Genomic DNA, 14,584 nt, shown 5'->3' on the forward strand with positions numbered 1-14,584 from the left:
AAACCATGAGCAGAAAAAAAGTCGTTTTTATATGTTTGGGCATTTTACTTGTTGCCATTGTATTTACTGCAATTATTTTTGCTACCGAACCTACGGCAAAAAGTGAGGCCGCCGTTAAAGAAACGGCTATGTTGGTGCATGTTGTTGAAGTTGAAAAAGGCAGCTTTAAGCCCAAAATTGTAGTAACGGGTACCGTTCGGCCAGTAGAAGATGTTATCATTAGTCCGTTGGTTAGCGGCCAAGTAATAAAAAGAGACCCAAAATTTGCCCCTGGTGGTTTTATAAAAAAAGGAGCTGTTTTGTTGCAAATAGACCCTGCCGATTATAAAAACACCTTGGAATTAAGAAAAAGCGAGCTTTTACAGGCCAAAACCAACTTGGAAATAGAAATGGGCCGACAGGTTATTGCCCAACAGGATCTGCAATTAATTGAAGGCGATACGCTCTCTCAAGACCAACAAGACCTTGTTTTAAGAAAACCGCAATTAAATGCCGTAAAAGCAACCGTAATATCGGCACAGGCTGCGGTGGACCAAGCACAATTAAATTTAGAACGGAGCACACTCCGCGCTCCTTTTGATGCACATATCATCAACCAGAATGCAACGGTAGGCTCTCAAGTGGCACCGGGCGATAATTTAGGGCGTCTGGTGGGAACAGCGCATTATTGGGTAGAAGTTACGGTGCCACTTGGAAAATTAAAATGGCTTTCTTTCCCCAGTTCAGAAGAAGAAAATGGCGCAATGGTCAAGATTAGAAATATCACAGCTTGGGATGAGGACGAACACAGAATTGGCTATTTAGACAAACAAGTGGGAGCACTGGACAACCAAACCCGCCTGGCACGTGTACTCGTTCGTGTTCCCGATCCGTTAGCGTATAAAATGCCGGAAGATAATAACCAAAAATTAATTATCGGTTCTTTTGTCGAGGCTCAAATTGAAGGGAAAACAGTCCAGAATGTTGCCCGTGTAGATCGTGATTATATCCGGAACAACAACACTGTGTGGGTTATGGAAGACGGAAAACTAGTTATTAAGGATGTCTCTATTGTGCTAACGGATGTCGAACATGCATATATAGACAGTGGTATTGAAGACAATGCAAAAGTAGTTACCACCAATTTAAGCACGGTAGCAACGGGAATCCCGTTACGTACAGAAACCGATTCTACACAAACCACCAAAAACAAACAAGAGGTTAAAGAGTAATGGCCGAAAATAAGGAACATAGCGAAACTCGAAAAGAAGGCGCCATTGCCTATATGGCACGTAATTCCATTGCTACCAATCTTTTAATGATCGTGCTTATTGGTGCCGGTATTTGGACCATGTTCAATATTCAAAAAGAAGTTTTTCCACAATTTCAATTAGATTTCGTAGAAGTTAACGTGGTATATCCCGGAGCCGCTCCTGAAGAGGTCGAACAAGGAATATTACTTCCAGTAGAAGAAGCCGTTCGCGGAATCCAAGGTATTAAAGAAATTACTTCAACCGCTGAAGAAGGCTCGGGAAGTATTTTAATAGAATTGATTGCAGGAAGTGACCGGATGAAAGTGTTTCAGGATATCGATCAGGCCGTAAACCGCATCCGTACTTTTCCCGATGATATTGAACAGCCAGAAGTTGCCTTGCAGGACCAACAGCGTGACGTTATGCAAATAGCCTTGTATGGCGATATTGATTTCTGGAACTTACGGAAATTGGCCGAACGCCTTCGAAACCGCTTTCTGAGCAATCCAAATATTACTCAGGTAGAATTGGGGTATGTGCCCGAATATGAAACCCGTGTGGAAATATCGAGACATAACCTTCAACAATACCAACTTACATTAGGGCAAGTAGCCAATATCATTGCCAATAGTAGCGAAGATGTGCCCGCCGGGGCCGTAGAAACACAATCGGGTGAAATCCTGTTGCGGATGCAGGAACGCAAACAATGGGCAAAAGAATTTGGAGATATTACAATTATCTCTTCCGGGTCGGGGGCACAGGTAAAATTATCAGATATTGCCACGATTACCGATGGTTTTGAAGAAACCGGATTTCATGGTCAGTTCAACCAAACAGCTTCTATCGATTTGGAAATATTCCGCGTAGGCGACCAATCTCCCTTGGATATTGAAAAAACGGTATTGCAGACCATGGAAGAGTTTCAATTACCGCCAGGGGTAAAATATCGCATCGACTCCAATCGTGCCGAAGATTACAGGGAACGGCTTTCCCTGCTTACCGAAAACGGCATTATGGCCATTTTTATCGTGTTAATAATCTTGGGGCTCTTTTTGGAATACCGACTTGCCTTTTGGGTAATGATTGGAATGACGGTTTCTTTTATTGGCGGAATGCTGTTTTTACCTCTCATTGGCGTGAGCATCAACATGATATCCATGTTTGGCTTCCTTGTTGTTTTAGGAATTGTTGTAGACGACGCTATCGTGGTCGGGGAAAACGTATATGAGTACAGGCAACGTGGGTTAAGCCCCATTCAAGCGGCCATTGAAGGCACCAAAGATGTATCAAACCCCGTTATTTTTAGTATCATTACTACCATTATAGCTTTTGTTCCCTTGCTTTTCATGCCCGGCGAAACAGGAAAATTTTGGTGGCCATTACCGGCAGTGGTAATTGTAATCCTGGCAGTTTCTTTGGTAGAAGCGTTATTTATACTTCCCTCCCATTTGGCACATCTTAAAAAGAAAAAGAAAAAAGGATGGCTGTTGAAACTGGAAAACTGGCAGGAAAAATTTGCCAATGGATTCAATACCATAATCGACAGGTATTACCGGCCATTTCTAGATAAATGTTTGAAATTTAGATATATTACATTGTGTATTGCCGTTGCAATCCTCATCATGGTTGGCGGTTATGGATATAGCGACCATATGGGAATGATCATGATGCCCGAAGTAGCTGCCGATGAAATCGAAGCCGGGGTAAGATTGCCCGTAGGGACTACGCCAGACCAAGCCGAAGCCGTGGCCGAAGAAATTACCGCGGCCACCCAACGCATGTTTGATGAACATAATTTATACGAAGTTGCCGAAGGAATAAAAACCAATGTGCGCGGCCAAAACTTTATCGATGTGGAAATTGTTATGCTCCCCCCCGACCAAAGAGACATGACAGCCGGGCAAGTTATTGAGTTGTGGCGTGACAATATTGGCGACATTACCGGGGTAGACCAAATTACTTTTGAGGCAGAACGCGGCCCAGGCGGAGCACAACAAGCCATTAGCGTTGATTTGAGCCATGTTGAAATAGATGTTCTGGAACGTGCCAGTCAGGCTTTTGTGGAAAAAATGAATGCATTTGAAAATACCCGGGACGTAAGCGATAATTACAATAAGGGAAAACTACAATACGATTTTAAACTGCTACCCGCCGGAAGAAATTTAGGGTTAACATCTTCGGAAGTAGGGCGCCAGGTTCGAAACGCCTTTTTTGGTGCCTTATCAATGCGGCAATTGCGTACCATAAACGAAGTAGAAATACGGGTAAAGCTCCCTATTGAAGAACGTAAGGACATTCAACATCTGGAAAACTTACTTATTCGCACACAAGACAGCATTGAAGTCCCTTTGCTGGATATTGTTGAAGTAACTCAAAAAGAAGCGTTTACCACTATTAACCGAAGGGATGGAAAACGGGTTGTAACCGTAGGTATGGATACCGAGCCTGCCAATAGCGTTGGAAGGGTAATGGCCCGCATAAACAGCGAAATATTGCCACAATTACGTTCCGATTATCCCGGACTTACATGGTCTTTTGAAGGAAGCCAGGCAGACATGCGAGAATCTACAAATACATTGCGCAGCGGCTTTATTATTGCCATGATGCTTATCTATGCGCTTTTGGCCGTAGCTTTTAGCAGCTATATACAGCCTTTGGTGGTCATGATGGCTATTCCATTTGGTATCGTTGGCGCTGTAATCGGGCACATTTTATTGGGCTACGACCTTTCTTTGGTGAGCTTAATGGGCGTTATTGCACTTTCGGGCGTGGTGGTAAACGATTCGTTGATTATGATTGATTATGCAAACATACAACGAAAAAAAGGCAATTCTATTTATGAATCCATACACGAAGCCGGACTTCGTAGGTTTCGGCCCATCATGTTGACCACCTTAACAACATTTGGCGGCCTAACGCCCATCATCCTGGAAACTTCCAGTCAGGCTTTTTACCTAATTCCTATGGCTATATCGTTGGGTTTTGGAATTATTTTTGCGACTTCCATAATTTTGGTAATTGTTCCTTGCTTGTACCTAATCCTCGAAGACCTTCGGTTGATGTACCTAAAAGGAAGGACCGTCCGGCATGACAAATCGGTTTTAGAATGAATGAAGAATGGACTTCCGCAGAAATTTATTCAGTATATCTTAAAGGAAATTGACAAAAAAAGTAGCTGTCTAAAAAGCTGTAAATCCTGATATCATGCTGAGCCTGTCGAAGCATAATTCACTGAATGTCAACAAGTCTTCGACAAGCTCAGACTGACAAAACAAGTTTAAATAGGGCTTTTTAGACAGCCTCTTTCAGATTATTATGTTATAGGTATTTATTGCCGAGTTTGAATTACATGGCCCCCCACTCTTCCAAGGATTTTTGGTTGAGTTTTACATAATCTTGATTCCCTGCCTTTTCGGCGGCGGCCATCGATTGTTTTGCAGTTTCAATAGCTCCTTTTGTATCTCCGTTTTTAGCTTGGATAAGCGATTTTTGCCTTAACATCCAAAAAGGCGGTTCTTTTTGCATGGACACCGCTTTATCTATCCATTCTTCGGCTTTGTCCAAGTCTTTGTCTTCTTGTAAATAATATACCGCTGCTGCATAATAATCGCCTGCGTTTGGTCCGTTCATCACCTTTTCTATGTTTGCCTGTGTTTTTTCAACCGTTGGCACTTCAAAAGGAACGGACACATATGTTTTCTCCCAGAAAATTCCAAAGCTGGCTCCGTTATTGGTAAGGTTATCTACATCAATAGTAAAAGTTTCAACATCAAAAGGTAATTCATAAGCTTCAGCCGAAACTTTGGCCACTACTTTGCTCTCATCCCACTTTTCGGGATTTCCCCAATTATTGGTATCGTTATAAAAATACACTTCCCAATTGTCTTGCCCGGGTTTGGTATACAATGCATAACTTCCTTTTTTCAATTGAGTTCCGCCAACCTTAACATCATCGCTAAATGTAATTATGGTATTTTGGTTTGCACCAGTTCTCCACACTTGTCCGTAAGGAACCAGATCGCCAAAAATAACCCTTTCTCGCATTGAAGGGCGTGAATATTCTACGGTTACGTCTGTCAAACCTACTTTTTGCTCTAATTTGGATTTCGGACTTGGTTGCGGGGTTTGTATCTGGGCTTCAGCTAAATAAGATACAAAGGCAACACATACAGCTAAAATTAATCTTTTCATTTGGTTGATTATTTAATTAGTTAGATGCTAACGAATTTACGCATAAGATAATTCTCAATTGTTAACAAAACCTTAAAAAGGATTTTTCTAAATAATTATTTTGTTTAATATGTGTTTATTTTTTTTAAACAAAATAGTATTTTTATATATGAAAAAAAGTAAGGTGAAAGTACATTATAACATATTCTGGTTCCGCAGGGATTTAAGACTGAATGATAACAAGGCGCTGTTTGAAGCACTAAAAAGCGAATACCCCGTTATTCCCATATTTATTTTTGACCCCCATATTCTAACTGAATTACCCAAAAACGACGCGCGGGTAAGCTTTATCTTTAAAAAAGTACAAGAAATAAGGTCCATGCTCCAAAAAGATTATAATAGTTCGCTGGCTTTATTTTATGGCAATCCAAAGGAAGTTTTTAAAAGTTTAATTGATACTTACTCCATAAATACCGTATATGCCAATCAAGATTATGAGCCTTACGCCCAAAAAAGGGATCAAGAACTACATAATCTCTTGAAGTCTTATAAGATTGATTTTAAAACATTTAAAGATCAGGTGATTTTTGAAAAAGACGAAGTCGTGAAAGATGATGGCACTCCCTATGTAGTTTACACCCCGTACATGAAAAAATGGAAAACCTTGTTCGGGGCAACAAAAATAAAAACATTTGATGCTACTGCTCATGCCGATAATTTTATAAAAAACTTGAGGTTGCCTCAATTGAGTATAAGCGATATAGGTTTTACAACTTCTATAATTGAAGTGAAAAATTACGATTTGTCTCCTGAAACGCTGGATGCATATAAAAAAACAAGGGATTTTCCAGCTCAAAAGGGCACAACCAGCCTTAGTCCCCATTTACGGTTTGGAACCATTGGCTTACGAACAGTTGTTCTGCATGCTGTTAAAGCCAAGAATGAGGTCTTTTTGAACGAACTGATTTGGCGTGAGTTTTTTATGCAGGTGCTATGGCATTTTCCCGAAACGGTACATAACAGCTTTAAAAAGAAATACGACCGCATTAAATGGAGAAACAACGAAGCCGAATTTAAAAAATGGTGCGAAGGGAATACAGGTTACCCCCTGGTTGATGCCGGCATGCGTCAATTAAACAAAACCGGGTACATGCATAACCGCGTGCGTATGGTGGTGGCCAGTTTTTTATGCAAGCATTTGCTAATAGACTGGCGTTGGGGAGAGGCTTATTTTGCTGAAAAGCTATTGGACTACGAAATGTCCAGCAATGTTGGTAACTGGCAATGGGCAGCCGGAAGCGGTGTTGATGCGGCTCCATACTTTAGGATTTTTAACCCCACTACACAAATAAAAAAGTTTGATAAAGATTTAAAATATATAAAAAAATGGGTGGAAGATTATGATGAACTCACCTACCCAAACCCTATTGTAGACCATAAAGAAGCCCGGGAACGTTGTTTAAGGGTATATAAAAAGGCTGTTGCTTTATAATTCAATAGATATTTTAACTTTTCCACCAAGGCCTTTTTCAAAAAAACAAAAAACCACGCCATTGGCGTGGTTTTAATTTTTAAATGATCTGGAAATTATTTTTTTCCTTCCATTTTATCTTTCAATGCTTGAAGCTCTGCATTTGCATCACCAAGCGTAGTTTTCTCTGCTTGGTTGCTACGCTTGGCAGCAGCTTTAACATTTTTCTCTTCTTCTTCCTTGAAGATAGCTGTGTGAGAAGCAACAACTCTTTTGAACTCTTTATTGAATTCAATGATTTTGAAATCGGCTGATTCTCCTTTTTTCAATTTCTTGCCATCTTCTTTTTCTAAGTGACGTGAAGGTACAAATGCAACGATATCTTCGTTGAAATCAATTGTAGCGCCTTTGTCGACAATCTCAGAAATCTCAGCGGTGTGAACCGTACCTTCGGCAAATTCTGCTTCGTATTTATCCCAAGGGTTTTCTGTAGTTTGCTTGTGTCCAAGGCTCAATTTACGCCCTTCTACATCCAATTCAAGAACTTCAACTTCTAGTTTGTCTCCAACGTTTACAAACTCGGATGGGTGCTTGATTTTCTTGGTCCAAGAAAGATCGGAAATGTAAATTAATCCATCAATTCCTTCTTCCAATTCAACAAATACTCCAAAGTTGGTAAAGTTACGTACAATACCTGTGTGCTTAGAACCTACAGGATATTTAGAAGTGATATCTGTCCATGGGTCTGGTGTTAATTGCTTGATACCAAGCGACATTTTACGCTCTTCTCTATCTAATGTAAGAACAACAGCTTCTACTTCGTCTCCAACGTTTACGAAATCTTGAGCAGAACGTAAGTGTGTAGACCAAGACATTTCAGAAACGTGGATTAGTCCTTCAACACCGTCGGCTACTTCAATAAACGCTCCGTAATCTGCAATAACAACTACTTTGCCTTTAACTTTATCACCAACTTTTACTTCTTCACCAAGAGCTTCCCATGGGTGCTTCTGTAATTGCTTAAGACCTAATTGAATTCTAGACTTGTTATCGTCAAAGTCAAGGATTACAACATTTAATTTCTGATCTAGTTCAACAACCTCGTTCGGGTGGTTGATACGCGACCAAGAAAGGTCTGTAATATGGATAAGCCCATCTACGCCGCCAAGGTCGATGAATACCCCGTAAGAAGTAATGTTCTTAACGGTACCTTCAAGTACTTGACCTTTTTCAAGCTGCCCGATGATTTCTTTTTTCTGTTCTTCGATATCGGCCTCGATAAGCGCTTTGTGGGAAACAACAACGTTTTTGAATTCGTGGTTGATTTTAACCACCTTAAATTCCATTGTTTTACCAACGTATGCATCGTAATCGCGGATAGGTTTCACATCAATTTGAGAACCTGGCAAGAACGCCTCGATACCAAATACGTCAACGATCATACCTCCTTTAGTTCTGCACTTAACAAAACCATTAACGATTTCACCTTTATCGTGAGCTGCATTAACTCTATCCCAAGCCTTGATAGTTCTGGCTTTACGGTGAGATAATACCAATTGACCTGTTTTATCTTCGCGAACGTCGATTAAAACTTCAACTTTGTCCCCTACTTTTAGGTTAGGGTTGTAACGAAACTCGTTTAAAGAGATAACACCTTCAGATTTAGCGTTGATGTCGATAATCGCTTCTCTGTCTGTTAAGTGAATCACAGTTCCTTCTACAACTTCCTCATCTGCTGTGTCAACAAAGTTCTCTTCAACTAAGTTTTCGAATTCTTTTAATTTTTCGTCTTCAACTTGGTCAATTCCTTCTTCGTAATTGTGCCAGTTAAAGTTTTTAAGAAACTCATCTTTAGAAATTGTTTCTTTTACTTCAGTTTTTGCTTCAGCAGATTTTGTTTCTGCTACTTGCTCTTTTTGTGTTTCTTTAGTTTCAGCCATGTGCTGATATAAAATTTGTATTCTGTGTTAAATCAAGAGGTTAACAATAATTAACATCAGAAGGTGTTGATATAAATATTTAGTTTTCTTCCCTTTTTCCTCTTGGTTTTGCTAAAAAGGAGTGCAAATTTACAACTATAATATTTGATTTACAAACAATTAGAAGGAATTTGTGGTTTCTGTTCATGGTTCCATGCACAAAGTTGATTGTTAACTGTTAATGAGCTGGTTGTTATGTTGTTACGTTGATGATTGTTTGTGTGCTAATAATAATCCACAGTTCTTATTCAAAGACAAGTCACTTCGACAAAGGAGAATCGCCTGAGCATTGAACCCTGCACTCTACACTAACCCCAAAAAACCTTCCCTTATTTACTTATTAACTCATTATATTATGTGACTTCTCCCTACGCTCGAAGTGACTGCGATAGTTAATGGTTAATTGTTATTAGTGAAAAGGGATTAGTGAAAAGGGATTAGTGAAAAGGGATTAGTGAAAAGGGATTAGGGATTAGGGATTAGGGATTAGGTGCTAGTTAGTTATTTGTTAATGGTTAATGGTTAACTGTTAATTGTTAATAGTCAAGTCCACTGGTAACAGCATAAGCTCCGTAACAACATAACGGCATGAAAATGAACCTGAAACCTTGCTCTTTGGTCTTTGTTAGGTGAATTTGAACTCTGCGCCCTGTACTCTATACTAAACCTAAAAACCTTCCCTTTTTTACTTATTGACTCATTATATTATTATGTGACTTCTCCCTACGCTCGAAGTGACTGCGATAGTTAATGGTTAATTGTTAATAGGCCAACAAATGCGAACAACGAGTAACTATCAACATCATAACAGCATAGCCCCGTAACAACATAAAATTAGTATATTGCCCTTTCTAACAATTTTAATATTTATGAAATCGGTATTCTTTACACTTTTTTTCAGCCTTATATACTTGGGCGCATCGGGACAGGATTTAAAACAATATTTAATCAATCCCCCGCAAAAAATTGAAATTGTTGATACCTGCAACTCCTTTTCTTTCCAAAATGCGGCATATATCAACAATATTGTTACTTTTTTAAATACCCAAGATTTTAATGGGGAATTAAAACTGTTTCCTACACCAAACACGCCAAAGGCCGACATTGTTTTAAAAATCGACTCCACTTCCCTAAAACCACAGGGATATTCCATAAAAATAACACCCAGTACCATTGAGTTAATTGGCCATGACCCCGCGGGGCTGTTTTATGCCAAGCAAACCCTGCTTCAAATATTATTGTATGCCATTACCGAAAACAAAGCCGTACCGTGCTTGAAAATAACAGATTGGCCCAATTTTGAAAGACGTGGCGTTATGCTGGATGTAAGCCGTGACAAGGTACCTACTATGGAAACCATGTACCAATTAATAGACAAGTTTTCGTCTTGGAAGCTCAACGAACTCCAACTCTACATAGAACATACCTTTGCATACAAAAACCATGAAGAAGTATGGAAAAATGCAAGTCCGTTCACGCCAGGGCAAATTAAGGAGCTAGATGCCTATTGCAAAAAAAAACATATAGACTTAGTGCCCAATCAGAATTCTTTTGGGCATATGGAAAATTGGTTGAAATACGATACTTACTTAGATTTAGCCGAATGCCCTACCGACTGCAAGACCATTTGGGGAAACCGAAAGCGGACAAGTTTGAACCCTGTAGATCCAAGGTCGTTTGAATTGATGAAAAGCCTGTATGAAGAATTATTGCCCAATTTTTCGAGCAACTATTTCAATATAGGCGGGGACGAAACCGTTGAATTATGTTTGGGAAAGTCTAAAGAAGCATGCGAAAAAATTGGCAAGGGCGAAGTTTATCTGGAATACCTGAAAAAACTAAACAACGAGGTGAACAGGCAAGGTTATGAAGCCCAATTTTGGGGCGATATTATTTTAAACCATCCCGAATTAATTGATGAATTGCCTAAAAACATGACTGCTTTGGTTTGGGGATATAGTGCCTCCTACCCTTTTGACGAAAATTTGCCAAAATTTAAAAATGCAGGCATCGATTTTTATGTATGTCCCGGAACTTCTACATGGCGCTCGGAAATTGGAAGGAACGACAATGCTTTTGAAAACCTAAAAAATGCGGCCGTCCAAGGCCAAAAAAACAATGCCAAGGGATATTTAAATACCAATTGGGGCGATTATGGACATTTTCAGCCACTTTCGGTTACTTATGCGCCCTTACTGGTTGGCGCTGCCTATTCTTGGAATTATACCGATGATACACTGGGCAATCTGGAGTTTCAACTAAACCATTATGTGTTTGAGGATGCCACCGGAAATACCGGAAAAGCTATCTTAAAACTCGGTGATGCCTATTTAAAGGCCAATATTCCCAACGGAAATGCAAATGCTTTTCATTTAATGTTAAGAAGGTACATGTGGACCATGAAAGGGCATTACCAGACCAAACACCTCACTATTCAGGGCTTGGAAGCTGCCGAAAAGGAAATTAACGATGCCTTGGATGAATTGCACCAAGGAAAACCAACCGCCCCAGATGCCGATATTATCCTAAAGGAAACCGAACAGGCTGCCAACCTGGCCAAGCACGGTATCCATTTGGGTATTGCAAGGCTAAAAGCCAATGGTTATGCTACTGAAAACATTCCACAAAATGAAAAAGATTCCCTTATTAACGAACTTCAGCCTTTAATTGATAAACATCAGGAATATTGGCTGTTGAGGAACCGTATTGGTGGACTGGAAGATTCCACATCCAAACTAAACGATTTATTGGAGTATTATAAAAAATAAGGCATCGGAAGTATTTGTGTTTTAGTAATTAGACGCTGTTATTTTTTATAGATATATCAGAAATTAACAGCATTTCATCAAAAATATTCTCGTTTTATAGGGAGTGATACAGAAAGTACTTATTTTAGGGCATTGAAACGTGAGTGGTTTGTAAGGTTTTTTCTGACTTTGCAGACCATTTGCCTTAAAATGTAATTAATTATAAACCAACAAAAAATGGCAAAAAAACCTAAAAAATGTATCACGCCAAAAAAGGCACAAAAATTAGAGGAGAAGTTTGCTAAAACTATCCGGAAAGCTTTGAAAAAAGAGTTTGGCAAAGATTTTTCATGCGAATTCTGGTGGTCTGTAGACGAATTGGAAGAATACATCAAGTATTTTAAAGAAGAAGCAAAGCAAAAAGGATATACCGACCTTGGCCTGCGTTTTTCCCTTGGCATGTATGAAGATGACGAAAAAGACGGCGATATTTCCGGTTTTATAAAACCAACGGGGACTAAAGCAGAAACCGCTTCGCTAAAAAGTGCAGCCGCCGAACCCATAATGATCCAAGATGTCGATTCTTATAACGATGGTTATAACGACTGGCCACCGCCAAAAGGCTAAAAAAAATGTATGCAGTTTACTAGAACTTTTATCCCGGCAATAATTATTTTAACAACAATTATTGCACTTATTACTTACAAGAAATACCGACATACCCCCAATCGGTATTTTTTGTATTTACTTTTAGCCACTATAATTACCGAATTAATAGGCTCTTTTATTGTATACTGCTATTATTATCCGCAATCGGGGACAACAATTTTTGCAAAAAGCATATTTCCGGACAGGTTATTTGAAAGAAATAGTTGGATTTATAACATATTCAGGATACTAACTTTTTATTTTTATTTGTTCTTTTTCAAGGAATTGGTCAAAAGAAAAAAGCACCAAACCATTATCTACCTTTTATTTATAGTGTACAGTTTTTTAGTAGTTTTGGATTTATGGTTGAACAAAACCGACTTTTTCACCAGAAACTTGATGATAATACGCATATCGGGGACCATCGCTATATTAATCGCCACTATTTTATATTTTACAGAGGTCTTTAATTCCAATAAAATTCTAAAAATCTATAAAGAACTTTCCTTTTGGTTGGTGGCCGGTTCCCTTTTTTATTATTTGCTTACCATCCCTATCATGATGTTCACAAAGATATTTTACAACTATCAAGGAATCTATTTAAGCATCTTATTGTTCTCGAATTTTATACTTTACGGTAGTTTTATTACAGGTTTTATAATAAATGCCAGAGAAATCAAGCATGGTTAATCTAGCCGTTAAGTACCCTAAATAACAAAAGCATTCCGTTTAAATTTTAAAAAAGGGGAAAATAGCCCTTTTAATAATGGCGAGTTCAATTAAATTTGTAAAGACCCTATTAATTTTAGATTAACCTTATGTAGCGCTTTTGTACCTTTTTAGAAATTACAGCGCTCTTTTATTTATATGGAAAACGAAAAAGAAATTATAAGTCTTATTGTATATGTAAGTGTTCTTATAGTAATTCTTATTGTATTTGTTGTAAGCTTTTTCTTGGCATACCAACGCCGAAAAACACAACTTTTAATAGAAAAAGCCGAAGAACGCCAAAAATTCGAGCAAGAGCTAGCAAAGGCGCAAACGGAAATACAGGAACAGACTTTTAAAAATATTAGTTGGGAACTGCACGACAATATCGGGCAATTGCTCTCTGTAGCCAAAATGCAGCTGAACATGTTAAAAACAGACGTTCCCGACGAACAAAAAAAATCTTTTGAAGAAGCCTCTAATGTGTTGGGGCAAGGACTTAAGGAGCTCAGGCAGCTCTCTCATGCATTGAACACCGACTTTGTTTCGAATATCGGTCTTCAGGAATCGCTGGAAAATGAAATAAATAGGTTTAAGCGACTCAATTTTTTACGCATCGAGTACGATGTTGAAGGAATTCCTTATGATATCAACAAGAAAGACGAAATCATTATCTTTAGGATTTTTCAGGAATGCTTTTCGAACGTTGTAAAATATTCTAAAGCTTCACTTCTTACCATAATTGTAAAATATTTATCACATGAACTGTATGTAAATGCAACCGATAACGGAATCGGTTTTGATATTGAAGCTGAAAAAAAGGGCACGGGCCTGCTAAACATGCGGAAACGAGCCGAATTGATAGGCGCAAATTTTTCAATTAAAACTGGAAAAAATGAAGGAGTTTCAGTAACTTTGAAGTATCCAACGAAGCCCACCAAAAATGAAAAAGTATAGTATTGCAGTTGTAGACGATCATTCTTTATTTGCTAAATCGCTAACTTCCCTGATTGATTCATTTAATGAATATCATGTAACCCTTCATGCTACGAACGGTCAAAAATTCATTGAAGCATTGAATGAAAACGATATGCCCGATATTGTATTATTAGACATCAATATGCCAATAATGAACGGCATAGAAACCATGGAATGGCTAAAAGAAAACCATCCTGCACAAAAAGCCATTGCCCTTTCCATGGACGATAGCGAAGAAACCATTATTAAAATGTTGCGCCTTGGTGCCAAAGGATACCTGCTAAAAGATATTCATCCCGAAATTTTTGAAAATGCCCTGAACGATGTTATTGAAAAGGGTTTTTATTATTCCGACAGGATTACAAATAAACTGCTCGATACCATTGATAAAAAGCAAAACGACGATCATGGCATTCAACTAAAAGACAGGGAAATAGAGTTTTTAAAACTTGCCTGTACAGAAATGACCTATAAAGAAATTGCTGCCGAAATGTTCCTGTCGCCCAAGACCATTGATGGATATAGGGAAAGTTTATTCGAAAAACTTGACGTAAGAAGCCGCATAGGCCTTGTACTTTATGGCATTAAAAACAAATACATCGAGATGTAACCTCTTTCTCCCGAAGAGGGTTTTTACCGTTATATACGAGT

Annotated in this window: 10 protein-coding genes; 8 read left to right on the forward strand and 2 right to left on the reverse strand. The window is 38.7% G+C overall.

Annotation, left to right across the window (positions count from 1 at the left end):
* The first annotated feature begins 5 nt into the window (after window positions 1-5).
* Both PSF86_RS07055 and PSF86_RS07060 read left to right on the forward strand, forming a co-directional pair.
* Complete coding sequence (locus tag PSF86_RS07055) at window positions 6-1,211, forward strand: efflux RND transporter periplasmic adaptor subunit (protein ID WP_277899352.1); 1,206 nt, start codon at window positions 6-8, stop codon at window positions 1,209-1,211.
* Complete coding sequence (locus tag PSF86_RS07060) at window positions 1,211-4,342, forward strand: efflux RND transporter permease subunit (RefSeq protein ID WP_277899353.1); 3,132 nt, start codon at window positions 1,211-1,213, stop codon at window positions 4,340-4,342. The genes PSF86_RS07055 and PSF86_RS07060 overlap by 1 nt, the downstream gene beginning before the upstream one ends.
* Window positions 4,343-4,577: 235 nt before the next feature.
* On the opposite strand, the gene PSF86_RS07065 is transcribed toward PSF86_RS07060, so the two are convergent.
* Window positions 4,578-5,423 carry a DUF2911 domain-containing protein gene (locus tag PSF86_RS07065; protein WP_277899354.1) on the reverse strand — a complete coding sequence of 282 codons (846 nt, stop codon included), beginning with the start codon at window positions 5,421-5,423 and terminating at the stop codon, window positions 4,578-4,580.
* Window positions 5,424-5,571: 148 nt separating this feature from the next.
* Here PSF86_RS07065 and PSF86_RS07070 point away from each other — a divergent pair, with 148 nt between their 5' ends.
* On the forward strand, window positions 5,572-6,894 hold the full coding sequence (locus PSF86_RS07070; RefSeq protein ID WP_277899355.1) for a cryptochrome/photolyase family protein: 1,323 nt from the start codon (window positions 5,572-5,574) through the stop codon (window positions 6,892-6,894).
* Between the two features lie 95 nt (window positions 6,895-6,989).
* On the opposite strand, the gene rpsA is transcribed toward PSF86_RS07070, so the two are convergent.
* Entirely contained in the window at window positions 6,990-8,813 is a 1,824-nt protein-coding gene (gene rpsA / locus PSF86_RS07075; protein WP_277899356.1) for a 30S ribosomal protein S1, read from the reverse strand.
* Between the two features lie 908 nt (window positions 8,814-9,721).
* Here rpsA and PSF86_RS07080 point away from each other — a divergent pair.
* The 5 genes from PSF86_RS07080 (at window position 9,722) to PSF86_RS07100 (ending at window position 14,543) form a co-directional block, all read left to right on the forward strand.
* Window positions 9,722-11,620: a beta-N-acetylhexosaminidase gene (locus PSF86_RS07080; protein WP_277899357.1), complete on the forward strand. Its 1,899-nt coding sequence runs from the start codon at window positions 9,722-9,724 to the stop codon at window positions 11,618-11,620.
* 216 nt (window positions 11,621-11,836) lie between these two features.
* Window positions 11,837-12,226 (forward strand): hypothetical protein, encoded by a 390-nt coding sequence (locus PSF86_RS07085; protein ID WP_277899358.1) that lies wholly within the window; start codon window positions 11,837-11,839, stop codon window positions 12,224-12,226.
* Between the two features lie 9 nt (window positions 12,227-12,235).
* A complete protein-coding gene (locus tag PSF86_RS07090; protein WP_277899359.1) occupies window positions 12,236-12,937 on the forward strand; it encodes a hypothetical protein in 702 nt (233 codons plus the stop codon).
* 177 nt (window positions 12,938-13,114) lie between these two features.
* On the forward strand, window positions 13,115-13,912 hold the full coding sequence (locus PSF86_RS07095; protein ID WP_277899360.1) for a sensor histidine kinase: 798 nt from the start codon (window positions 13,115-13,117) through the stop codon (window positions 13,910-13,912).
* Window positions 13,899-14,543, forward strand: coding sequence for a response regulator (locus PSF86_RS07100; protein WP_277899361.1), 645 nt, complete (start codon window positions 13,899-13,901; stop codon window positions 14,541-14,543). Before PSF86_RS07095 ends, PSF86_RS07100 begins: the two co-directional genes overlap by 14 nt.
* Window positions 14,544-14,584: the final 41 nt, after the last annotated feature.

It is taken from the genome of Galbibacter pacificus (assembly GCF_029603165.1).
Lineage (GTDB): Bacteria > Bacteroidota > Bacteroidia > Flavobacteriales > Flavobacteriaceae > Galbibacter > Galbibacter pacificus.

What these genes read in the sequence shown, in the direction of transcription:
- PSF86_RS07095 (WP_277899360.1), top strand. Translation starts at nt 13,115, where the DNA reads ATGGAAAACGAAAAAGAAATTATAAGTCTTATTGTATATGTAAGTGTT.
- PSF86_RS07085 (WP_277899358.1), top strand. Translation starts at nt 11,837, where the DNA reads ATGGCAAAAAAACCTAAAAAATGTATCACGCCAAAAAAGGCACAAAAA.
- PSF86_RS07080 (WP_277899357.1), top strand. Translation starts at nt 9,722, where the DNA reads ATGAAATCGGTATTCTTTACACTTTTTTTCAGCCTTATATACTTGGGC.
- PSF86_RS07090 (WP_277899359.1), top strand. Translation starts at nt 12,236, where the DNA reads ATGCAGTTTACTAGAACTTTTATCCCGGCAATAATTATTTTAACAACA.
- PSF86_RS07055 (WP_277899352.1), top strand. Translation starts at nt 6, where the DNA reads ATGAGCAGAAAAAAAGTCGTTTTTATATGTTTGGGCATTTTACTTGTT.
- PSF86_RS07100 (WP_277899361.1), top strand. Translation starts at nt 13,899, where the DNA reads ATGAAAAAGTATAGTATTGCAGTTGTAGACGATCATTCTTTATTTGCT.
- PSF86_RS07065 (WP_277899354.1), bottom strand. Translation starts at nt 5,423, where the DNA reads ATGAAAAGATTAATTTTAGCTGTATGTGTTGCCTTTGTATCTTATTTA.
- PSF86_RS07070 (WP_277899355.1), top strand. Translation starts at nt 5,572, where the DNA reads ATGAAAAAAAGTAAGGTGAAAGTACATTATAACATATTCTGGTTCCGC.
- rpsA (WP_277899356.1), bottom strand. Translation starts at nt 8,813, where the DNA reads ATGGCTGAAACTAAAGAAACACAAAAAGAGCAAGTAGCAGAAACAAAA.
- PSF86_RS07060 (WP_277899353.1), top strand. Translation starts at nt 1,211, where the DNA reads ATGGCCGAAAATAAGGAACATAGCGAAACTCGAAAAGAAGGCGCCATT.